This window comes from Cupriavidus sp. TMH.W2 (genome assembly GCF_050847365.1).
Lineage (GTDB): Bacteria > Pseudomonadota > Gammaproteobacteria > Burkholderiales > Burkholderiaceae > Cupriavidus.
Genome location: NZ_CP193792.1, coordinates 2,352,960 through 2,373,605 on the forward strand (window position 1 = coordinate 2,352,960; position 20,646 = coordinate 2,373,605).

Annotated in this window: 24 protein-coding genes; 2 read left to right on the top strand and 22 right to left on the bottom strand. The window is 65.6% G+C overall.

Annotation, left to right across the window (positions count from 1 at the left end):
* Positions 1-4: 4 nt before the first annotated feature.
* The 22 genes from acpS to ACREYQ_RS10950 form a co-directional block, all read right to left on the bottom strand.
* Entirely contained in the window at positions 5-427 is a 423-nt protein-coding gene (gene acpS / locus ACREYQ_RS10845; protein WP_432257613.1) for a holo-ACP synthase, read from the bottom strand.
* Positions 424-1,206, bottom strand: coding sequence for a pyridoxine 5'-phosphate synthase (gene pdxJ, locus ACREYQ_RS10850; RefSeq protein ID WP_432257614.1), 783 nt, complete (start codon positions 1,204-1,206; stop codon positions 424-426). Before pdxJ ends, acpS begins: the two co-directional genes overlap by 4 nt.
* Before the next feature lie 37 nt (positions 1,207-1,243).
* On the bottom strand, positions 1,244-2,137 hold the full coding sequence (gene recO / locus ACREYQ_RS10855) for a DNA repair protein RecO (RefSeq protein WP_432257615.1): 894 nt from the start codon (positions 2,135-2,137) through the stop codon (positions 1,244-1,246).
* Positions 2,138-2,156: 19 nt separating this feature from the next.
* On the bottom strand, positions 2,157-3,095 hold the full coding sequence (era, locus tag ACREYQ_RS10860; RefSeq protein WP_432257616.1) for a GTPase Era: 939 nt from the start codon (positions 3,093-3,095) through the stop codon (positions 2,157-2,159).
* On the bottom strand, positions 3,092-3,862 hold the full coding sequence (gene rnc, locus ACREYQ_RS10865) for a ribonuclease III (RefSeq protein WP_010814690.1): 771 nt from the start codon (positions 3,860-3,862) through the stop codon (positions 3,092-3,094). The genes era and rnc overlap by 4 nt, the downstream gene beginning before the upstream one ends.
* A gap of 1 nt (position 3,863) precedes the next feature.
* Positions 3,864-4,256, bottom strand: coding sequence for a DUF4845 domain-containing protein (locus tag ACREYQ_RS10870; RefSeq protein ID WP_432257617.1), 393 nt, complete (start codon positions 4,254-4,256; stop codon positions 3,864-3,866).
* A gap of 48 nt (positions 4,257-4,304) precedes the next feature.
* On the bottom strand, positions 4,305-5,204 hold the full coding sequence (lepB, locus tag ACREYQ_RS10875; RefSeq protein WP_432257618.1) for a signal peptidase I: 900 nt from the start codon (positions 5,202-5,204) through the stop codon (positions 4,305-4,307).
* Positions 5,205-5,300: 96 nt separating this feature from the next.
* Positions 5,301-7,094 (bottom strand): translation elongation factor 4, encoded by a 1,794-nt coding sequence (lepA, locus tag ACREYQ_RS10880; protein ID WP_432257619.1) that lies wholly within the window; start codon positions 7,092-7,094, stop codon positions 5,301-5,303.
* A 199-nt stretch (positions 7,095-7,293) separates the two neighbouring features.
* Positions 7,294-7,578 (bottom strand): glutaredoxin family protein, encoded by a 285-nt coding sequence (locus ACREYQ_RS10885; RefSeq protein WP_432260398.1) that lies wholly within the window; start codon positions 7,576-7,578, stop codon positions 7,294-7,296.
* A gap of 15 nt (positions 7,579-7,593) precedes the next feature.
* A complete protein-coding gene (locus tag ACREYQ_RS10890) occupies positions 7,594-9,084 on the bottom strand; it encodes a DegQ family serine endoprotease (RefSeq protein WP_432257620.1) in 1,491 nt (496 codons plus the stop codon).
* Positions 9,085-9,217: 133 nt separating this feature from the next.
* Complete coding sequence (locus ACREYQ_RS10895; protein WP_432257621.1) at positions 9,218-10,297, bottom strand: MucB/RseB C-terminal domain-containing protein; 1,080 nt, start codon at positions 10,295-10,297, stop codon at positions 9,218-9,220.
* 8 nt (positions 10,298-10,305) lie between these two features.
* The gene (locus ACREYQ_RS10900; protein WP_432257622.1) at positions 10,306-10,935 is read right to left on the bottom strand and encodes a sigma-E factor negative regulatory protein; all 630 of its coding nucleotides are present in this window, start codon (positions 10,933-10,935) and stop codon (positions 10,306-10,308) included.
* 125 nt (positions 10,936-11,060) lie between these two features.
* On the bottom strand, positions 11,061-11,660 hold the full coding sequence (gene rpoE, locus ACREYQ_RS10905) for an RNA polymerase sigma factor RpoE (RefSeq protein ID WP_432257623.1): 600 nt from the start codon (positions 11,658-11,660) through the stop codon (positions 11,061-11,063).
* A gap of 56 nt (positions 11,661-11,716) precedes the next feature.
* On the bottom strand, positions 11,717-12,244 hold the full coding sequence (locus ACREYQ_RS10910) for a hypothetical protein (protein WP_432257624.1): 528 nt from the start codon (positions 12,242-12,244) through the stop codon (positions 11,717-11,719).
* Between the two features lie 52 nt (positions 12,245-12,296).
* Positions 12,297-13,529: a beta-ketoacyl-ACP synthase II gene (fabF, locus tag ACREYQ_RS10915; protein ID WP_432257625.1), complete on the bottom strand. Its 1,233-nt coding sequence runs from the start codon at positions 13,527-13,529 to the stop codon at positions 12,297-12,299.
* Positions 13,530-13,719: 190 nt separating this feature from the next.
* Positions 13,720-13,959 carry an acyl carrier protein gene (gene acpP / locus ACREYQ_RS10920; RefSeq protein ID WP_008644813.1) on the bottom strand — a complete coding sequence of 80 codons (240 nt, stop codon included), beginning with the start codon at positions 13,957-13,959 and terminating at the stop codon, positions 13,720-13,722.
* Positions 13,960-14,129: 170 nt separating this feature from the next.
* Complete coding sequence (gene fabG / locus ACREYQ_RS10925; RefSeq protein WP_432257626.1) at positions 14,130-14,879, bottom strand: 3-oxoacyl-ACP reductase FabG; 750 nt, start codon at positions 14,877-14,879, stop codon at positions 14,130-14,132.
* A 16-nt stretch (positions 14,880-14,895) separates the two neighbouring features.
* Positions 14,896-15,825, bottom strand: a complete 930-nt coding sequence (fabD, locus tag ACREYQ_RS10930; RefSeq protein WP_432257627.1) for an ACP S-malonyltransferase — start codon at positions 15,823-15,825, stop codon at positions 14,896-14,898.
* Between the two features lie 84 nt (positions 15,826-15,909).
* Entirely contained in the window at positions 15,910-16,890 is a 981-nt protein-coding gene (locus ACREYQ_RS10935; protein WP_432257628.1) for a beta-ketoacyl-ACP synthase III, read from the bottom strand.
* 52 nt (positions 16,891-16,942) lie between these two features.
* Positions 16,943-18,022 carry a phosphate acyltransferase PlsX gene (gene plsX, locus ACREYQ_RS10940; RefSeq protein WP_432257629.1) on the bottom strand — a complete coding sequence of 360 codons (1,080 nt, stop codon included), beginning with the start codon at positions 18,020-18,022 and terminating at the stop codon, positions 16,943-16,945.
* A gap of 165 nt (positions 18,023-18,187) precedes the next feature.
* Complete coding sequence (gene rpmF, locus ACREYQ_RS10945; protein ID WP_010814675.1) at positions 18,188-18,367, bottom strand: 50S ribosomal protein L32; 180 nt, start codon at positions 18,365-18,367, stop codon at positions 18,188-18,190.
* Positions 18,368-18,485: 118 nt separating this feature from the next.
* Positions 18,486-19,076, bottom strand: coding sequence for a DUF177 domain-containing protein (locus ACREYQ_RS10950; RefSeq protein WP_432257630.1), 591 nt, complete (start codon positions 19,074-19,076; stop codon positions 18,486-18,488).
* A 194-nt stretch (positions 19,077-19,270) separates the two neighbouring features.
* Between ACREYQ_RS10950 and ACREYQ_RS10955 the strand changes: the two genes are divergently transcribed.
* Both ACREYQ_RS10955 and ACREYQ_RS10960 read left to right on the top strand, forming a co-directional pair.
* Entirely contained in the window at positions 19,271-19,870 is a 600-nt protein-coding gene (locus tag ACREYQ_RS10955; protein WP_432257631.1) for a Maf-like protein, read from the top strand.
* Positions 19,871-19,886: 16 nt separating this feature from the next.
* Entirely contained in the window at positions 19,887-20,618 is a 732-nt protein-coding gene (locus tag ACREYQ_RS10960) for an SAM-dependent methyltransferase (protein WP_432257632.1), read from the top strand.
* The last annotated feature ends 28 nt before the right edge of the window (positions 20,619-20,646 follow it).

The following is a 20,646-nucleotide window of genomic DNA, read 5'->3' on the forward strand; positions in this document are numbered from 1 at the left end:
GGATTCACGAAGCTGTAGGTTGGGACGCCGCCCCGCCCGTGCGCTCGGCAATGGCGAAGGCGACTGCGTAATCATGTTCATCACTGACACTGACCCGCACGGCGAGCCCGCGTTCCGCCAGCCATGCAGCCAGCTCGCCATGGCACACCGGCGTCGGCTCGCCCGACGGCAGGTTCATCAGTTCCATGGCGCGCCACGTCATCGGCCAGCGCATGCCCAGGCCGATGGCCTTGGAGAAGGCTTCCTTGGCCGCGAAGCGCGTGGCCAGGAAGGCCAGTCCGCGCTTTTCGGAACGCGCCTTGCGGGCATGGTACTTGGCCAGTTCATCCGGGCCCAGCACCTTCTCGGCAAAGCGGCCGTTGGTGCGTTCCATCACGCCCTGCACGCGGGCGATCTGGATGATGTCGGTGCCGACGCCGTAGATCACGCCGGGGTGCCCACGGCAGGGTATTGCGTGCCCAGGCGCGCGGCGACCATGATGGCCTTCATCTCGCGCACCGCGTTCTCCCAGCCCGCGAACACCGCGTGCGCGACGATCGCGTGGCCGATGTTCAGCTCCTTGATCCCGGGCAGCGCGGCAATCGGCTGCACGTTGGTGTAGTGCAGGCCGTGGCCGGCGTTGACCACCAGTCCGTGCTTCTGGCCGGCATCGACGCCATCGGCGATGCGGCGGAACTCGATGGCCTGCTCGTCGGGCGTATGCGCATCGGCATAGCGGCCGGTGTGCAGCTCGATCACCGGCGCGCCGCACGCGGCCGCAGCGGCAATCTGGTCGGCATCGGGATCAATGAACAGCGACACGCGGATGCCGGCACCGGCCAGCTGCGCGCACGCCGCCTTGACCTGCCCGAAGCGCCCGGCCACATCCAGCCCGCCTTCGGTGGTCACTTCCTCGCGGCGCTCGGGCACCAGGCACACGTCCTGCGGGCGGATCTCGCAGGCGATGTCGAGCATCTCCTGGGTGATCGCGCATTCCAGGTTCATGCGCGTGGCCAGTTGCGGGCGCAGCGCGCGCACGTCGGCATCGCGGATATGGCGGCGGTCTTCGCGCAGGTGCAGCGTGATCAGGTCGGCGCCGGCCTGTTCCGCCAGCAGCGCGGCACGGATGGGATCGGGATACACGGTGCCGCGCGCATTGCGCAGCGTGGCGACGTGGTCGATATTGACGCCAAGGTCGATGACGCCCGGATTTGCGTGGAAGATCATGCGAGCAGGAGCAGGAGTAAGTCGGAGGGTTCTTGTATCAGAGATACTGCAGGTCGATCAGTATCTGGCGCGTCTTCAGCGGCTCGCCTTGCAGATAATAATGCAGCAGGAAACGCATCAGCGCACGGCTTTGCGCGGCGGTCTGCGCGCGGCTGTAGTCGTCCTGCGCCATGTCCAGCAGCGTCTGGCCCGACACCACCGGCCACGACGACGGGTCGCTCGGCTGCGCGCGGCGCACGCCGCGTTCAGGCTGGTAGACATAGTCCAGGCCCGGCAGGACCCGCTCGCCGGTGCTCAGGCACTGGTCGAAGGCCACCGCGAAGCCGGTTTCCTGCAGCAATACGCGCTCAAAGCCGCGCAGCACCAGCCCGGCCTGCTCGCCCTGCGCCAGCCGCGTCAGCGTTGTCAGGTAATGGCGGAACAGGACCGGATGCGCGTCCTCGCGCGGGCAGAAGCGCATCAGCAGTTCGTTCAGGTAGAACGCCGACAGCAGCGCATCGCCGTCCAGCGGCGGCATGCCGCCGACCCACTCGGACTTGGTCAGGGTCTTGACCTCGCCGCGCCCGCTCCAAGACACCGAAACCGGGTGGAAATGCTGCAGCACCGCGCGCAGCGCCGAGTGCGGGCGCTTGGCCCCCTTGGCCACCATCGAGATGCGGCCGTAGTCGCGCGTGAACAGGTCCAGGATCAGGCTGGTCTCGCGATACGGCCAGGCGTGCAGCACGAAGCCCGGCTGCTCGGCCACGCGCGATTCGGGGCGCGCCGGCACGATGCGCATGGCGCGGTCCATCATCGCCCGTGCGGCGGCGTCGGCCATGCCCGGCAGCGCCTTGCTGTCGAGCAGTTCGGCGGCCTCGTCGACCACGGGGTCGGCGCGGCGGGACCGGGGCGCCGGCGCCGGAGCGCGCGCGATGTCAGCCGTCTTGCTCACTGGTCGCTCGCAGTTGTGCTCACTCGTAGCCGTACGCGCGCAGCCCTGCTTCGTTGTCGGCCCAGCCGCTCTTCACCTTGATCCACATTTCCAGGTAGACCTTGCCGTCGAACAGCTTTTCCATGTCCAGCCGCGCCTCGGTGGAGATCGTCTTGAGCTTGGCGCCCTTGTTGCCGATGATCATGGCCTTGTGCGCATCGCGCTCGACCAGGATGGTGGCAAAGACGCGGCGCAGGCGGCCTTCGGTCTCGAACTTGTCGATGATCACGGTGCTGGTGTACGGCAGCTCGTCGCCGGTCCAGCGGAACACCTTCTCGCGGATGATCTCCGAGGCCAGGAAGCGCTCGCTGCGGTCGGTCATGGCGTCGGCGTCGTACATCGGCTCGCCTTCCGGCAGGTAGGGCCGGATGATCTCGAACAGGCGCGCGATATGGTCGCGGGTCTTGGCCGTCATCGGCACCACTTCGCGGAACGGGAACTGCTGCCCCATCTTTTCCAGGAAGGGCATCATCACTTCCGAACGGTTTTCGCCGTTGACGCGGTCCAGCTTGTTGGCGATCAGCAGCACCGGGGTGTTCTTCGGCAGCAGCGACAGCACCTTCTCGTCGTCGGCGCCGTAGTAGCCGGCCTCGACCACGAACAGCACCAGGTCCACCGACGACAGCGTGGATGTGACCGCGCGGTTCAGCGAACGGTTCAGGGCGCTGGCGTGGCGGGTCTGGAAACCCGGCGTGTCGACGAACACATACTGCGCGTCGTCCGTGGTCTGGATGCCGACAATGCGGTGCCGCGTGGTCTGCGCCTTGCGCGAGGTGATGCTGATCTTCTGGCCGACCAGCGCGTTCATCAGCGTGGACTTGCCCACGTTGGGGCGGCCGACGATGGCCACGGTGCCGCAGCGGAACGCCGCGGCCTGGGTATCCGCCGCGTCTTGCTGCGGATGGGTAGATTCGGTCATTCCTTCAACCTGAGAGACAGCTGTGGGTCTTGCGGCACGGGTTGCTTGCGGGTCTTGCCGGTACGCTCGGCGCGGCTGCGCTTGAGCAGCTGCGGCACCAGCTTCTGGACTTCATCCAGCGCCAGCTTGGCGGCGGCCTGCTCCGCGGCGCGCCGCGAGGCGCCGGTGCCGAACACCCGGACTTCCAGTTTAGGCACCGTGCACTCGACTTCAAACTGCTGGCTGTGCGCGGCCCCGTGTGTGGCGATTACGTTATATTGCGGCAGGGCAATCTTGTGGCCTTGCAGGTATTCCTGCAGCAGGGTCTTGGCGTCCTTGCCCAGCGTGCGCGGATCGACCTGTTCCAGGATCGGGATATAGAGCTTGCGGATCAGTGCGCGGGCGGCATCGAAGCCGGCGTCCAGGAACACCGCGCCGACTATGGCTTCGAGCGCATCGGCCAGGATCGACGGGCGGCGAAAGCCGCCGCTCTTCAGTTCGCCCTCGCCCAGGCGCAGCGTATCGGACAACTGCAGCATCTGGGCGATCTCATACAGCGCCTGCTGCTTGACCAGGTTGGCCCGCACGCGCGACAGGTCACCCTCGTCGAGCTTGCCGAACATGCCATAGAGCATGTCCGCCACGGCGCAGTTGAGCACCGAATCGCCCAGGAATTCAAGGCGTTCGTTGTGCTGGGCGCTGTGGCTGCGGTGCGTCAGCGCCTGTTGCAGCAATTCGGGCTTGCTGAATCGGTAGCCGAGTCGTTGCTGCAAGGCGTCGAGGTTCATATCAGTGCTGCGTTCCTGAATAGGTAATCAACAGGCTCAGGGGTCCGTAGACGGGCACCTCGGTCCGGTACGAGAATTCGACCGACTGGATGGTGCCGTTCTCGTCTTCCTGGACCAGGAGATCCTCGCCCTTTACTGCGGTGATCCGGTCGATGACTGCCTGCTTCTCAAAGAATTCGACCACTTCACGCTTGTTGGCGGCGCGCTGCTTGGCATAGCTGGCGGCGCGCTTCACCGAAAAATACTCCACCATGCTCGGGATCGCGCGCAGGGCCGGCAAGGCCACGCCGATCACGAACACCACGATCACCAGCAGCGTCCAGACGGAAAACCCGCCCATGCCCGCCCGGCGCCGCGCCGGATTCCTTGCCCCCACCTTCCCAAATCGACCCATCGCGCTTGCCCTCTTTTTGTGTTGAGTGTTCTTGCGCCGCGGAGATTCTTACTTGAACGATCCCACGCGTCCGAAGTTGCCCAGGTTCATCCAGATCACGAACGCCTTGCCGACGATATTCTCGTCCGGCACGAAGCCCCAGTAACGGGAGTCCAGGCTGTTGTCCCGGTTGTCGCCCATGACGAAATAGTGACCTGCAGGTACCTTGCAGGTCACACCCTGCTGATTGTAAGTGCAGTTTTCCCGGTACGGGAATTCCGGATCCGCGCCCGCGACAAACGCCGGACGGTCGGCGTCGTTCAGGATGCCATGATCGACGCCGTTCGGCAGCTTTTCACGGAAATGCTTCGAATACGCCAAGCGTTCCTCGTCAAGGAAGTCCGGCAGCGCGGTGTACTCGGCAGGCTTGCCGTTGATGGTCAGGCGCTTGTTGGCGTACTGCACCACATCGCCCGGCACGCCGATCACGCGCTTGATGTAGTCGAGCGACGGGTCCTTCGGGTAGCGGAACACCATCACGTCGCCACGCTGCGGCTGGCCAGTCTCTACGACCTTCTTGTTCACCACCGGCAGGCGGATGCCGTACTCGTACTTGTTGACGAGGATGAAGTCGCCGATCAGCAGCGTCGGGATCATCGAGCCGGACGGGATCTTGAACGGCTCGACCACGAACGAGCGCAGCACAAACACCGCCAGGATCACCGGGAAGAAACTGGCTGAATACTCCAGCCACCACGGCTGGCGCAGCTTTTCCTCGGCCAGGCGCTTGCGCGTGGCATCAGCGTCCGCCGCGCCGAAGCTGCCTTGCAGGCTGGCCTGGCGCGAGTCGAACTCGGCCAGCGCCAGCCGCGCCGAAGAGCGGCGCTGCCGCTCGAACACGAGCTTGTCCGCAACCCACGCAACGCCCGTAATCAACACCAGCACAAAAAGGATCAGTGCAAAATTCATGACGGCTTCTGGTTCTTTGAAATCCTGGTACAGCCTGTTCTGTCGCCACGGCGGCAAGCCGCCGCGCGTGGCACTGTCACTGCCCGCCGCAGCGCCTTACTTGTCGTCCACCTGCAGGATAGCCAGGAAGGCCTCCTGCGGGATCTCGACGGTACCGACCTGCTTCATCCGCTTCTTGCCGGCCTTCTGCTTTTCCAGCAGCTTCTTCTTGCGCGTGATATCGCCGCCGTAGCACTTGGCCAGCACGTTCTTGCGCAGCGCCTTGACGTTCTCGCGCGCAATGATATTCGAGCCGATGGCCGCCTGGATCGCCACGTCGTACATCTGGCGCGGAATGATCTCACGCATCTTGGCTGCCACCTCGCGGCCGCGGTACTGCGAATTCGAGCGGTGCACGATTACCGACAGCGCATCGACCTTGTCGCTGTTGATCAGGATATCGACCTTGACCACATCCGACGGGCGATATTCCTTGAACTCGTAGTCCATCGACGCATAGCCGCGCGACACCGACTTCAGGCGATCGAAGAAGTCCATCACGATTTCCGCCATCGGGATCTCGTAGGTCAGCTGCACCTGCTTGCCGTGGTAGCTCATATTGATTTGCGAGCCGCGCTTCTGTGTGCACAGCGTAATCACCGAGCCGACATATTCCTGCGGCATATACAGGTTGACGGTGACGATCGGCTCCAGGATCGCCTCGATCTTGCTCGGGTCCGGCATCTTCGCCGGGTTTTCCACGGTGACCATGGTGCCGTCGCGCATCTCGACCTGGTAGACCACCGTCGGCGCGGTGGTGATCAGGTCCATGTCGAACTCGCGCTCCAGGCGCTCCTGCACGATCTCCATGTGCAGCAGGCCCAGGAAGCCGCAGCGGAAGCCGAAGCCCAGCGCCTGCGACACTTCCGGCTCGAACTGCAGCGAGGCATCGTTCAGCCGCAGCTTTTCCAGCGACTCGCGCAGCGCCTCGTACTGGTTGGCCTCGACGGGGTACAGGCCGGCGAACACCTGCGGCTTGACTTCCTTGAAGCCCGGCAGCGGCGCTTCGGCCTTGCGCTGCATGGTGGTGATGGTGTCGCCCACCTTGGCCGCCTTCAGTTCCTTGATGCCCGCAATGACAAAGCCTACCTGGCCCGCGGTCAGCGCATCGCGCTGGATCGACTTGGGCGTGAACACGCCCACCTGCTCCACCAGGTGTTGCGAGCCGGTGGCCATCAGCAGCACCTTGTCCTTGGTGCGCAGCGTGCCGTTGACCACGCGCACCAGCATCACCACGCCCACGTAGTTGTCGAACCACGAGTCGATGATCAGCGCCTGCAGCGGGGCGTCGGTGTCGCCCTTGGGCGGCGGCACCTTGGCGATCAGCGCCTCGATCACATCCTGCACGCCCTGCCCGGTCTTGGCCGAGCACGGCGTGGCGTCCTGCGCGTCGATGCCGATCACGTCCTCGATTTCCTGGATCGCGTTATCGGGGTCGGCCTGCGGCAGGTCGATCTTGTTGAGCACCGGCACCACTTCCACGCCCAGCTCGATCGCGGTGTAGCAGTTGGCCACGGTCTGCGCCTCGACGCCCTGCGAGGCGTCGACCACCAGCAGCGCGCCTTCGCAGGCGGACAGCGAGCGGCTCACTTCATAGCTGAAGTCGACGTGCCCCGGGGTGTCGATCAGGTTCAGGTTGTAGACCTGGCCGTCGCGCGCCTTGTAGCTGAGCGCGGCGGTCTGCGCCTTGATGGTGATGCCGCGCTCTTTTTCGATATCCATCGAATCGAGGACCTGCGCTTCCATCTCCCGATCCGACAGCCCTCCACAAAGCTGAATGATCCGGTCGGCCAGGGTGGACTTCCCATGGTCGATATGGGCAATGATCGAAAAATTACGGATATGGTCCATCTAGTGTTCAGGGGAGCGCCGGCATGAGGGCCCGGGCGGCAACAAGCGGTTGAGCGGCCCGGCGCCGCGCGCCACAAGGCGTGCGCGGGCGTACCGCAGGTTCGGGGGGTGCAATTTTTTGCGCCAATCCGCAATTTTACCGGATTTTCAATGACTTCCGGGTCATCAAATGGCGGCGCGACACTGCCGCGGGCGGCATTCAGCGGATGGTATGCGCGGCATCATGTGCGTCAAGCCACACCCATACCGCCGCCGTGTCGAGGAAATAGTGGCAAAGCGGCTTCGCGCCGTCTTGCAGGTCGGCCGGCGTGCCCGGCATCAGCACCGGCACCAGTTCGCCGAAGCGGTCTTCCAGCCCCGCGTCGGCATCGACATCCACCTCATGCAGGGTGAAAGAAAAATCGCGCCGGAGCGGCTCCAGCGCGACCTTGAGGTCTTCGCAAAGGTGGCAGTATGCCCGGCCGTACAGCGTCAGCGCGGGCATGGCGGCCACGGTGGCTCAGCGGCTGGAGCTGGACGTTGCGCCCGGACGCAGCGTCAGCACCTGGGTGGCGTCGCCGCGCCGCACAAACACCGCGGCAATCCGGTTCTTGTCCAGGCCACGCACCAGCTCATTGAACTGGCGGGCGTTGGTCACGTCCGTGTCGCCCAGGCGCAGGATGATGTCGCCCGGCCGGATGCCGGCACGCAGCGCCGGGCCGTCGGCCACTTCCACCTCGACGCCGGACTTGAGCTTGAGCTCCTTCAGGCGTGCATCGGGCAGGTCGTTGACCACCAGCCCCAGCGCGTTGGGCTTGCTGGCCTGCGCCGTGCTGTCATCCTTGGGCGTGGCGTTGCCGCGCGCCTTGGTCTTGCCGTCCGGTTCCAGCTCGGTCACCGTGATCGTGACGTCGCGGGTCGCCCCCTTGCGCCACAGCTGCAGCGGCACGCGCGTGCCCGGCTTGGTCTCGCCCACCATGCGCGGCAGGTCCGAGGCGCGTTCGATATCGCGGCCGTTGAACTTGAGGATGATGTCGCCGGCCTCGATGCCCGCCTTCTCGGCAGGACCGCCCGGTTCCACGCTGCCGACCAGCGCGCCGCGCGCGCGGCCCAGGCCCAGCGAATCGGCCACCTCCTTGGTGACGTCGCCGATTGCCACGGCAATGCGGCCGCGCGTCACCCGGCCCGTGGCCTTGAGCTGCTCGGTCACGCGCATGGCCTCGTCGATCGGGATCGCGAACGAGATGCCCATATAGCCGCCGCTGCGGCTGTAGATCTGCGAGTTGATGCCGATCACCTCGCCGCGCAGGTTGATCAGCGGGCCGCCGGAGTTGCCGGGGTTGACCGCCACATCGGTCTGGATGAACGGCAGGTAGTCGCCGGTGTCGCGGCCCTTGGCCGAGACGATGCCGGCGGTCACGCTGTTGTCCAGCCCGAACGGCGAGCCGATCGCCAGCACCCATTCACCGGCGCGGACCTTGTTGGAATCGCCCAGCGGCAGGCGCGGCAGGCCGGTGGCGTCGACCTTGAGCAGCGCCACGTCGGTGCGCTTGTCTGAGCCGATCAGCTTGGCCTTGAATTCGCGCTTGTCGGGCAGTGTCACATAGATGGTTTCGGCGTCTGCCACCACGTGCGCGTTGGTCATCACGTAGCCGTCCTGGCTGATGATGAAGCCCGAACCCACCCCGCGGCTCTGCTCTTCCTGCTGCGGCGGCTGGCCGCGGCGCGGGGCGCCGGGCGCCGGCGCACCCGGCATCGGCACACCGAAGAAGCGGCGGAAAAACTCGGCCATCTCGTCATCGCTACCGGGCGCGCCGCGCTGGCGCACCAGTTCGGTGGTTCGGATATTGACCACGGCCGGGCTCGCCTTCTCGACCAGGTCGGTGAAGTCGGGCAGGTTGTAGTTGGAGGCGGCAGCCTGGGCGTGGCTGACTTCGGCAACGGTAGGGCCGAGCAGCATCATGGCAGCCATGACCACGGCCCGCGCCAGGGCTGGAGATCTGAACATCATCGACAACTCCCGGGATTCAGCGAAAAGAAGAAAAACCGACTGGATATGATCCCGTGGCGGGGACCCCTGCACAGGTTTCATGGCGCCGGCGCCGGGACAAAGTCCGGCGGCGTCGGCTGCACCTGCGTCAAGCTCAGTGTACCGCCTTGGGAGGGCGATATTCCACGGCCGTCGCAAACTGGCGAACGGTGCTCGCCGGCACTTCGCCCACCACGGTAATCCAGTAATCGGCAATCCGGCGCACCACGACCTGGGTCGCGCCGAGCGCGGCCACGCCTTCGCGGCGCACACGCTGCTCGGAAACCGGCTCGATAAAGACCGACAGGCCGGTCAGCCCGTCGCTGTAGACGACCTGCAGCACTTCAAAGACCTGCCCGCGCGCATTGCCCGGGGCCGGCGCGCGCAACTCGCCAAGGGGCCGGCGGACTTCGCGGATCTTCTGGAAACCCTTGAGCGGCACGGTGATCGACCAGCCCTCGTCGGCAATATTGGCCGGCTGGTAGGTCACCTCATAGTGATTCCAGCCGCTGGAATTCTTGATTGCGCCCAGGATGCGCTGCTTTTCGGACGGCACGCCGATCTGCACCTGCGAAAACGCCACCTGCTCCAGCACCTTGCCGCCTTCGCCGATGGTCTGCGCGCGCATCAGCAGGCCGGAGTTTTTCTCCGCCCACAGGCGCACTGCGTAGCGCGCAGCATCGTGAGGCTCCAGCGCAAAGACCTCGCACTCAACGCCGGCCACGCGCTCGGCGGGCATCTTGCGCATGTCGTACAGGTCCAGCACGTCGTTCTTGTTGGTGGCGAGCAGCGCGGGGAAGCGGTCCTTGGCTTCCTGCTTCTCCACTACCACCAGCTTGGCTTCCGGAATCAGGCTGTGCACCACGTCGTTCTGCCGCAGCACTTCGCGCGGCTTGCCGTCAAGCGTTTCCAGTCGTTCGTACTCGTTGTGGACGAGATCGCTGTAATGCTGGATACGCGAGGCGTGCATGACACTGCCGCGCTGATAGATCAGCGTGCCGACGTAGTTCTCGTGCTGCGCGGCTTTGTGGATCTTGTTGAGCCAGGCGGTGGCGTCGCGTCGGTTCAGCGTACTGTCCGAAGGCTGCGCGGTCGCCGCGGCAGCGCTCAGACACAAGGCCAGAAAAAAGGACCTACGCAGGGCCCTGATTTTCTGGGCGCCCGCTACATGGGCGGGCGACCCTCCTTTATGCATGTCCGGCATTATTCCTGCGTATTTTCCTGAGTGAAGTTTGCACCGTTGGCAACCGTGCGCATGGTCGGCACGAACGCTTCCGTTGCCACGGACGTGCGATGGGCACGCAGGTATTCGTCCAGCCGCGGGTCGCGGATCATCTGGGGCGCTTCGGCGGCCACGGTGACAATGCCGGCGCCCTGGGCGGCAGCGGGCTGGTCGGCACGCGCCACCACGGCGTCCGGCGTGCCCAGCGTGGCGGGGCCGCGCATCTGCGGCACAACCACCCAGCTGACCGCAGCGACCGCGGCGGCGATCGCGGTGCCAGGCATCACGCGGCGCACCCACGACGGCCTGACCAGCAGGCGGTGGCGGGCGCTCGCTTGCGCCACGGCCGGCACCAGTACGTGCGGCTCGGCTTCCAGGCGTGCGGAGAAACGAGAGAGGAAATCGGCGGTGGAGCCCGCATGCGTCAGCTCTTCCGAACGCAGCGTGTCGCCGATCAACTGGTACGTGGTCCAGTCGGACATGCCGGCATCGCTTTTCGCGAGGCCCAGCACGGCATCGACTTCATGCGGCGCCAGTTCGCCATCCATCAGTACGGAGATCTGCTCCGCTGCTTCCACTACATGAACCGACTGCTTATGAGCCTGACCCATTTCCCACCCCAAGACATTCCATTGAACACCGATAATCCCGTTGCTTCTGTCGCTTATCGATGCAGGAATAGGCTGCAACGCTGGCCGCACGACATTCTTCTTTACTGCCGACTACTAGCGAACCACTACCACCGCTTGCCCTCTGCCGTTCCCAGCAGCGGACGCAATTTATCGGCGATCGCCTCGCGCGCCCGGAAGATCCGCGAGCGCACCGTGCCGATCGGACATCCCATCGCCTCGGCGATTTCCTCATAGCTGAGGCCTTCGATCTCGCGCAGCGTGATGGCAGTCCGCAATTCCTCCGGAAGCGCCTCCATCGCGCGGTTCACCGTCTCGGCGACCTGGCGCGTGTGGAGCATCGACTCCGGCGTATTGATATCCCTTAGTTGCTCACCGTCCGCAAAAGTTTCAGCCTCTTCCGCATCGATATCGCTGGACGCTTCCGGGCGGCGGCCCTGGGTAGCCAGGTAGTTCTTGGCCGTGTTGACGGCAATCCGGTACAGCCATGTGTAGAAGGCCGACTCCCCGCGGAACTGGGGCAAGGCGCGGTATGCCTTGATGAAGGCATCCTGCGCCACATCCTCGACTTCAGCGGGATCCCTGACCAGGCGCGAAATCAGGCGAATGATCTTCCGATGGTATTTGGTCACCAGAAGTTCAAAGGCCCGCTTGTCGCCCTGCTGGACGCGTTCAACTAGGAGCTGATCGGCTTCGCGTTCGCTCACGTATGGCTCACCTGCAGTGTATCTCTTGGTTTGGTCGTCACGACAAACGTTGTATTTTACCTACGATTCTCAGCCCGCCCGGTGGAGCAACGCGCATCCTGTGACCGCAAGCTAACAAGATCGTTCCCTGTCGACAAGTCAGGTTGCACCTGCAGTGCAACTCTGGCGGCACGTTGCAACTGCCGCGCCTTCTCGGGGGAAGCCACTTGCCAGGGGAGAAAGATGGCTCCCGGCATGTCGGGAGCACCAGGAACAAGGCGCACGACAGCGGCGCCGCCGGCCTGCCAGCACTGCCCGACAACGGCCTCGTGCCGGGCACCGCCCGGTCCTTCCAGGCGGATCCGCAATGCCCCCCTGCCGTCGGCCACATCCTGCATGGCCGTGCAGCGCCAGCGCAGGCCTTGCCACCGCGCCGGCCAGGCGCGCACCGTTGCCAGGGTGGCAAGCGCAAGTCCCAGCGCGGCGGCGGCGTGCCACCACAGGAACCCGGCCTGGCTACCGGCGATGGCGTCGGCCAGCGTCCGCGCCAGCAGCGCGAGCGCCAGCAATTCGCCGGCACAAAACACAAACAGGGCCCATCGCAACGGTTGGACCCTGCCCTGGCGCAGCCCGCGAAGGGCCCGCCTCAACCACGGATCAGGCGCGGCGGAAAACAAGCGTGCCGTTGGTGCCGCCGAAACCGAAGTTGTTCTTCACCGCCACGTCGATCTTCATCTCCCGTGCCGTATTGGCCACGTAGTCCAGGTCGCACTCCGGGTCCTGGTTGTCGAGGTTGATCGTCGGCGGCGATACCTGGTTGTGCAGCGCCAGCACGGTGAAGACCGATTCCAGGCCACCGGCGCCGCCCAGCAGATGGCCGGTCATCGACTTGGTCGAGTTCACCACCATCTTGTAGGCCTGGTCGCCGAATGCCGCCTTGATGGCATCGGATTCGTTCTTGTCGCCCAGCGGCGTGGACGTGCCATGGGCGTTCAGGTAGTGCACCTGGTCGGCATTGATGCCGGCGTCCCTGAGCGCGTTGACCATGCAGCGGCGCGGGCCGTCCATGTTCGGCGCGGTCATGTGGTAGGCGTCGCCGCTCATGCCGAAGCCGATCAGCTCGGCATAGATGCGCGCACCGCGGGCCTTGGCCGACTCGTACTCCTCCAGCATCATCACACCGGCGCCCTCGCCCAGCACGAAGCCGTCGCGGTCCTTGTCCCACGGACGCGAAGCGGCGGCCGGGTCGTCGTTGCGCGTCGACAGTGCGCGCGCAGCGGCGAAACCGCCGATGCCCAGCGGCGACACGGTCGACTCGGCGCCGCCGGCCAGCATGGCGTCGGCATCGCCGGCCTGGATCAGGCGGGCGGCCAGGCCAATGCTGTGCAGGCCGGTCGTGCAGGCAGTCACGGCAGCCAGGTTCGGGCCCTTGATGCCATGGATGATCGACAGGTGGCCCGCGATCATGTTGATGATCGAGCCCGGCACGAAGAACGGCGAAATCCTGCGCGGACCACGTTCGGTCAGCACGGCATGGGTGTCCTCGATCATCGGCAGGCCGCCGATGCCCGAGCCCACCAGCACGCCGATGCGGTCGGCGTTGGCTTCGGTCACTTCCAGGCCGCTGTCTTTCAGCGCCTGGGTACCGGCCGCGATGCCGTAATGGATGAAGGTATCCATATTCCGGGCTTCCTTGGCGGGGATGTAATCCTCGGCATTGAAACCCTTCACTTCGCCGGCGAAATGCACGGAAAGCGCGGAGTGATCGAATTTGGTGATGGTGGCGATGCCGGACTTGCCGGCTACCAGGTTGGCCCAGCCTTCGGCAACCGTGTTTCCGACCGGAGACACAAGGCCAAGCCCAGTGACGACGACGCGACGACGGCTCACTATGTTTTCCTACGAGTGCGTGAAACGGGAACGGAACGCAGAGCTACCCGCCGCCGGCCCTGCGGGCCGCGCGGCGAAGCGCATTCCATTCTGCTTCTTCGAACAGACGAAAGCCACAGAAAACAGCAAGGCGAGGCCGAGACGGCCCACCCACCTGCCTTCTGTGGCTCGGAATGCAGAGACGACGGGCTTAGGCCTTGACGTGCGCAGTGGCGTAGTCGATGGCCTGTTGCACGGTCGTGATCTTTTCGGCTTCCTCATCGGGAATTTCCATGCCGAATTCATCTTCCAACGCCATCACGAGTTCAACCGTGTCCAGCGAGTCCGCACCGAGATCGTTCACGAACGACGATTCGTTCTTGATGTCTGCCTCGGCCACGCCAAGCTGTTCTGCCACGATTTTCTTGACGCGTTGTTCGATATTGTCCATGTAACCCTCCAGGGAAGTTCGACAAAAAGTGGGCGCATTTTAGCAGGTTTGAGGCGACAGAAATGCTGCCTGCCAACCTTTGCAAGAATCGCGCCCGTTTGGTTCGGAAAACTACTACTTCCGGCGGCTTCTTCTGGCTTCTTACCCGAAAAAAGCCGCCCGAAAATCCATTAATTCATGTACATCCCGCCGTTCACATGCAACGTCGTGCCGGTGATATAGGCGGCTTGCGGACCGGCCAGGAAGGCCACTGCATTGGCGATATCTTCCGGCTGGCCCAGGCGGCCCAGCGGAATCTGCGTCTTGAGCGAAGCATGCTGCTCTTCGGACAGCGCCTTGGTCATGTCAGTATCGATAAAGCCCGGCGCGACGCAGTTCACGGTCACATTGCGGCTGCCGATCTCGGCGGCCAGCGAACGGGTCATGCCCGCCACGCCTGCCTTGGCGGCGGAGTAGTTCATCTGGCCGGGGTTGCCGACCGAGCCCACCACCGAGGTGATGTTGATGATACGGCCCTGGCGCGCCTTCATCATCGGGCGCAGCACCGCGCGCGACAGGCGGAACACCGAAGTCAGGTTGGTCTGGATCACGGCCAGCCAGTCCTCGTCCTTCATGCGCATTGCCAGCTGGTCCTGCGTGATGCCGGCATTGTTGACCAGCACGCCGATGCCGCCGTGGGTCTTGACGATCTCGTCGATGAGCGCGTCGCAAGCGGCTGCGTCATTGACGTTGAGCACGGCGCCCTTGCCCTTCAGGCCTGCGGCACCGAGGTAGTCGGTGATGCCGGCCGCGCCGGCTTCGCTGGTGGCGGTGCCGATCACGGTGGCACCCTGGCGGGCCAGTTCCACCGCGATGGCGCGGCCGATGCCGCGCGAGGCGCCGGTGACCAGCGCAACCTGGTTGTCGAGAAGTTTGGTCATGCGGATGTCCTCTTGCTTACTTCAGGAGTGCCAGCGTGTCCTGCAGCGAGGCCGGATCGAAGATCGCGCCGCCAGTCAGGTTGCCGTCGATGCGCTTGGTCATGCCGGCCAGCACCTTGCCCGGGCCGCATTCGATCACGTGCGTGACGCCTTCGGCGGCCATCTTCTGCACGCACTCGACCCAGCGCACCGGGGCGGCGGCCTGGCGCACCAGCGCGTCCTTGATCGCATCCGGATCGTTGACGATGGCAACGTCGACGTTGTTCACCAGCGGGATCGACGGGACCGAGAAAGCCAGCCCGGCCATGCGCTCGCGCAGGCGGTCCGAAGCGGGCTTGAGCAGCGACGAGTGGAACGGCGCCGACACCGGCAGCGGCAGCGCGCGCTTGGCGCCCTTGCCCTTGGCGATCTCGCAGGCTTTCTCGACCGCGGCCTTGTTGCCGGCGATCACCACCTGCGACGGCGCGTTGAAGTTCACGGCCTCGACCACGCCGGCTGCCGCTGCCTCGGCGCACGCGGCGCGCACGTCGTCGTCGGACAGGCCCAGGATCGCGGCCATGGCGCCCTCGCCCACCGGCACGGCTTCCTGCATGGCCTGCGCGCGGAAGCGCACCAGCGGCACCGCGTCGGCAAACGGGATCACACCCGCTGCCACCAGCGCCGAGTACTCGCCCAGGCTGTGCCCGGCCACCAGCGCCGGCGCCGGACCGCCGGCATCCAGCCAGGCGCGGTAGGTCGCCACGGCGGCGGTCAGCATCACCGGCTGCGTGTTGGTGGTCAGGTTCAGTTCTTCGGCGGGGCCTTCGGCGATCAGGCGCCCGAGGTCCTGGCCGAGCGCGGCCGAGGCTTCTTCCACGGTAGCGCGTACCACGGCGTTATCCGCGAAGGCATTGAGCATGCCGACCGACTGCGAACCCTGGCCGGGAAATACGAAAGCGAATTTCATCGGATGGAAACCCTAACAAGAAATCGGTGGCCGGCGCCGCGGCAGATCCTGCCTGCACGGCACGCCCCGGGCGCCGGCCGCGTATTACATGCGCAACAGCACCGCGCCCCAGGTGAAGCCGCCGCCCACGCCTTCCATCAGCACGGTCTGGCCCGGGCGGATGCGGCCGTCGCGCACGGCGACGTCCAGCGCCAGCGGGATCGACGCGGCCGAGGTGTTGCCGTGCTCGTGCACGGTGGCGACCATGCGCTCCGCCGGCAGGCCCAGCTTCTTTGCCGTGCCCTGCATGATGCGGATATTGGCCTGGTGCGGGATCAGCCAGTCGACCTGGTCCGGCGTCACGCTGGCGGCCTCCATGGCTTCGCGCGCGACCTTGTCCAGCACGTTCACGGCCAGCTTGAATACAGCCTGGCCGTCCATGCGCAGGAACGGGTTACCGGTGATGTTGCCGCCGGCGACGTTGCCCGGCACGCACAGGATATCGACATGGCTGCCGTCCGAGTGCATCGCGCTGGACAGGATGCCCGGCTCCTCGGACGCCGACAGCACCACCGCACCGGCGCCGTCGCCGAACAGCACGCAGGTGGTGCGGTCGTTGAAGTCCAGGATGCGCGAGAACACTTCGGTGCCGATCACCAGCACGTTGCGGTGCGAGCCGCTGCGGATGAACTTGTCGGCGGTGGCCAGCGCGTAGACAAAGCCGGAGCACACCGCCTGCAGGTCGAACGCCGGGCAGTGGTTGGTGATGCCCAGCTTCTCCTGCACGATGCAGGCCGTGCTGGGAAACACGAAGTCCGGCGTCGAGGTGGCGACGATGATCAGGTCGATGTCCTGGCGGTCGATGCCGGCGGCCTCGATGGCCTGCTCGGCGGCCTTGACCGCGAGCTCGCTGCTGGCCACATCGGGCTCGGCCCAGTGGCGCGCCGAGATGCCGCTGCGCGAGACGATCCACTCGTCGCTGGTCTCGATGCCCTTTTCGGCAAGCTGCGCGGCCAGGTCATGGTTGGTCACGCGCCGCGGCGGCAGGTAGCTCCCGGTACCGATGATTTTTGCGTACTTGGTCATGTGTTGTCGGATCGTATGGCCCGCTGGCACCCGCGACCGGCGCGCGTGGCGCTCAGGCGACGTGGGGGCTGGGATGCGCGCCAGGCGCCTCTGTCTCCGGGGCGGGCTGTGCAGCGCCTGCGGCGCTGGATTTATCGGCAAAAGCCCGGGTGATGCGGGCGATCACGCCATTCTTGGCGGCATCATACCCGCGTTTGATGGCCCACTCAAAAGAATGGGCATCGGCCGAGCCGTGGCTTTTGATCACCAGCCCGCGCAGCCCCAGCAGCGAGGCGCCGTTGTAGCGCGCCGGGTCGAGCCGCCTGGCCAGGCGCGACAGCACCGGCATGGCGACCGCGGCCAGCAGCTTGGTGAACCACGAACGGGTGAATTCTTCCTTGATCATACTGCCGATCATCTTGGCCAGGCCCTCGGTGCTCTTGAGCGCCACGTTGCCGACAAAGCCGTCGCAGACCACGATGTCGGTAGTGCCCTTGAAGATGTCGTTGCCTTCCACGTTGCCGTAGAAGTTCAGCTCGGAGGCACGCAGCAGTTCGCCCGCGCGCTTGACCACCTCGTTGCCCTTGATGACTTCCTCGCCGATGTTCAGGAGGCCCACCGTGGGGTGATCCTTGTGATCGACGACGGCCACCATGGCTTCGGCCATGCGCGCGAACTGCAGCAGGTGCTCGGGCTCGCAGTCGGCATTGGCGCCCAGGTCCAGCACCGTGGTGCCCCAGCCTTGCTCGTTGGGAATGGTGGTGGCGATGGCCGGCCGCTCGATGCCTTCGAGCGTCTTCAGCACATAGCGCGACACCGCCATCAGCGCGCCGGTATTGCCGGCGGAGATGCAGGCACCGGCCAGGCCTTCCTTGACCTGCGTGACGGCGACGCGCATCGAGGAGTCCCTCTTCTTGCGCAGCGCCACCTCGACCGGGTCATCCATGGTGATGACCTCGGTGGCCTCGACGATGCTGACGCGCGGATGGTCCAGCGCGTGCAGCTTCTTCAGCTGCGCCCGGATGGCGTCGGGCAAGCCGACCAGCACCATCTCGGCATCGTCGTGGCGGGAAAGAAAACTGATCGCCGCAGGCACCGTCACGGAGACACCGTGATCGCCGCCCATGCAGTCGATAGCGATTTTGATCGTCATTGTTCCTGGTACGGATAGCGCGGCGGCGCACGCCGCGCCCGGCGGGAATCCCGAGCGCCCAACAAAAAAGCGGCAACGATCTTGCCGCTTTTTTGTCTCTGACCTTTAAGTGTCCGACCTACAGGCATGCGCGAGCGAGACGCAACGTCACGCCTGGCGAAGCTATCAGTCGTTCTTGGTCTTGATGACCTTGCGGCCACGGTAGTAGCCGTTCGGGCTCACGTGGTGGCGCAGGTGGGTTTCGCCGGTGGTCGGCTCAACTGCCAGCGGCGCGGCCGACAGGTGATCGTGCGAACGGTGCATGCCGCGCTTGGACGGCGACTTCTTGTTCTGTTGAACAGCCATGATGACTCCTTCGAGAATTTTTCAATATTAACACACGCATCCCGCCCAAGGCGTAGCCGGGGCCCGGCCGGATGCTTCAGATTCACCTGCAAGACCTTGCGCACCGCCTGCCGGCGGCTCAATGCCTGGTCTTCAGGCCGGCCAGCGCCGCAAAGGGCGAAGGCCGCTTTTCTTCCTCAGGCTCAGCCTCTGGCTGTGCCTCGCCGTCCGAACCGGTCACGAGGCTTTCGTGTACCGTCGGGCAGACGTCATGCTTGGGTGCCACCGGCAGCGCCAGCAGCACTTCATCTTCAATCAGGTCCAGCAGCGAGAAACGCTTCGAGCCGGCGATCACGTCGACTTCGTCGTCGTCCATCGGCGCGGCGTCGGCCGCTTCTTCGCTTTCCACCACCTCGAATCGCGTTGCCGTATCGATCGGCTCGGCGTAGGGTGCCAGGCAGCGCTGGCAATCCAGCCATACCCGGCCCTTCACGGTCACATCGAGGAACAGCCGCCGCGCCGCCGGGGCGCCCGGCTCGGCCGCCTCTTCACGCATGAAGCCGGTGGCCGTGTAGGCAAACGTCTCATCGGGTGCCGAGGCTGGCGCTTGCGCGGCGGTCTCGGCTAAGATGCGCGGCAAATCCCGCACTGCCACGTCGCCGGCCAGGCTTTCACCCTTTCGGCACATGGCGAAGAGATCAAGCGCGCGCAGGTCAATCGGCTGGGTCATGTGCGTGGCTCCTGTCGCAATACAATGACTGGTTCGCCACATTCCTCGCCTGACGGACTACGGGCCGCGCACTTTGGCGGCACAGCGCCCGGGTGCGGATGCGGCAAAACGCGCGATTATACGACGTAAACCTTTCCGAGGTCAAAGGGCTTGCTTCCCAGGCCACATGGCTTCCAGTTCCGATTCAACGACATATGCCCCCAGATTCCCGCCCCCGGCTGATCCTCGGCTCCGGCTCGCCCTACCGACGCGAACTGCTGGAGCGCCTGCGCATCCCGTTCGAGGTGGCCGTGCCCGACATCGACGAAACCCCGCTTGCCGGCGAAGCACCCGAGGCCACCGCGCTGCGGCTGTCGCAGCGCAAGGCCGAAGCCATTGCCGCGCGCCACCCGGGCGTGCTGGTGATCGGCTCGGACCAAGTGCTGACCCTGGACGGCGAACAGATGGGCAAGCCCGGCACGCACGACAAGGCCGTGGCGCAGCTGCGCCGCATGCGCGGGCGCACCGCCACCTTCCATTCAGCCCTGTGCCTGCTGGACGCGCGCACCGGCACCGTGCAGCTGGCGGACGTGCAGACCCGCGTGACCATGCGCGACCTGACCGACGCCGAGATCGAGGCCTACCTGCAGGCGGAACGCCCCTACGACGTCGCCGGCAGCGCCAAATCCGAGGGCCTGGGCATCACGCTGCTGGAACGTGTCGAGTCCGACGACCCCACCGCGCTCATCGGCCTGCCGCTGATCGCGCTGACCGGCATGCTGCGCCTGGCCGGCTACCCTCTCCTTACCGCATGACCCGCACGAGCCCACCATGAGCGGCACTCTTTACCTGATCCCCAATACCCTCGGCAAACGCGACGAAGCCGACCCGCTGGCCGATGTGATCCCGGCCGGCGTGCAGCAGATCGCCGCCAGCCTTGACTACCTTGTCGCCGAGAACGCCAAGACCGCGCGCGCCTTCCTGAAGAAGCTGAGCGAAACCACGCCGCTGGCGCGGCCGATCCAGCAGATCGAGATCCGCGAACTGAACGTCAATACCCGCGCCGACGCCCTGGCCGCGCTGCTGGCCCCGCTCGAAGCCGGTCGCGACGGCGGCCTGCTGTCCGAAGCCGGCGTGCCGGCGGTGGCCGACCCGGGCGCCGATCTGGTGCGGCTGGCCCATGCGCGCCGCATCCGCGTGCGGCCGCTGGTCGGGCCCAGCTCGATCCTGCTGGCGGTGATGGGCTCGGGCCTGAACGGCCAGAGCTTTGCCTTCAACGGCTACCTGCCCGTCGACGCCGGCGAGCGCGCGCAGCGGCTGCGCGAACTGGAACAGCGCTCGCGCAAGGCCAGCCAGACCCAGGTGTTCATCGAAACGCCCTACCGCAACGCGGCCCTGCTGGAGGCCATGCGCCAGCACTGCGCCGGCACCACGCTGCTGTCCGTGGCAGTGGACCTGACGCTGCCCGGCGAGACCATCGTCACGCTGCCGCTGTCGGACTGGCGCCCCGAGCGGATCGAAGTGCACAAGCGCCCGGCGATCTTCTCGCTGCTGGCCTTATAAGAAGCGACGGTGCAGCAAACGGCAAAGG

Coding starts and splice junctions, on each gene's coding strand:
- ACREYQ_RS10895 (WP_432257621.1), bottom strand. CDS start 10,297: ATGCATAAAGGAGGGTCGCCCGCCCATGTAGCGGGCGCCCAGAAAATC.
- rnc (WP_010814690.1), bottom strand. CDS start 3,862: ATGAACCTCGACGCCTTGCAGCAACGACTCGGCTACCGATTCAGCAAG.
- ACREYQ_RS10955 (WP_432257631.1), top strand. CDS start 19,271: ATGCCCCCAGATTCCCGCCCCCGGCTGATCCTCGGCTCCGGCTCGCCC.
- ACREYQ_RS10960 (WP_432257632.1), top strand. CDS start 19,887: ATGAGCGGCACTCTTTACCTGATCCCCAATACCCTCGGCAAACGCGAC.
- ACREYQ_RS10890 (WP_432257620.1), bottom strand. CDS start 9,084: ATGATGTTCAGATCTCCAGCCCTGGCGCGGGCCGTGGTCATGGCTGCC.
- ACREYQ_RS10950 (WP_432257630.1), bottom strand. CDS start 19,076: ATGACCCAGCCGATTGACCTGCGCGCGCTTGATCTCTTCGCCATGTGC.
- ACREYQ_RS10885 (WP_432260398.1), bottom strand. CDS start 7,578: ATGCCCGCGCTGACGCTGTACGGCCGGGCATACTGCCACCTTTGCGAA.
- pdxJ (WP_432257614.1), bottom strand. CDS start 1,206: ATGATCTTCCACGCAAATCCGGGCGTCATCGACCTTGGCGTCAATATC.
- era (WP_432257616.1), bottom strand. CDS start 3,095: ATGACCGAATCTACCCATCCGCAGCAAGACGCGGCGGATACCCAGGCC.
- fabG (WP_432257626.1), bottom strand. CDS start 14,879: ATGACCAAACTTCTCGACAACCAGGTTGCGCTGGTCACCGGCGCCTCG.
- lepB (WP_432257618.1), bottom strand. CDS start 5,204: ATGAATTTTGCACTGATCCTTTTTGTGCTGGTGTTGATTACGGGCGTT.
- rpmF (WP_010814675.1), bottom strand. CDS start 18,367: ATGGCTGTTCAACAGAACAAGAAGTCGCCGTCCAAGCGCGGCATGCAC.
- acpP (WP_008644813.1), bottom strand. CDS start 13,959: ATGGACAATATCGAACAACGCGTCAAGAAAATCGTGGCAGAACAGCTT.
- ACREYQ_RS10900 (WP_432257622.1), bottom strand. CDS start 10,935: ATGGGTCAGGCTCATAAGCAGTCGGTTCATGTAGTGGAAGCAGCGGAG.
- ACREYQ_RS10935 (WP_432257628.1), bottom strand. CDS start 16,890: ATGACCAAGTACGCAAAAATCATCGGTACCGGGAGCTACCTGCCGCCG.
- plsX (WP_432257629.1), bottom strand. CDS start 18,022: ATGACGATCAAAATCGCTATCGACTGCATGGGCGGCGATCACGGTGTC.
- ACREYQ_RS10870 (WP_432257617.1), bottom strand. CDS start 4,256: ATGGGTCGATTTGGGAAGGTGGGGGCAAGGAATCCGGCGCGGCGCCGG.
- fabD (WP_432257627.1), bottom strand. CDS start 15,825: ATGAAATTCGCTTTCGTATTTCCCGGCCAGGGTTCGCAGTCGGTCGGC.
- lepA (WP_432257619.1), bottom strand. CDS start 7,094: ATGGACCATATCCGTAATTTTTCGATCATTGCCCATATCGACCATGGG.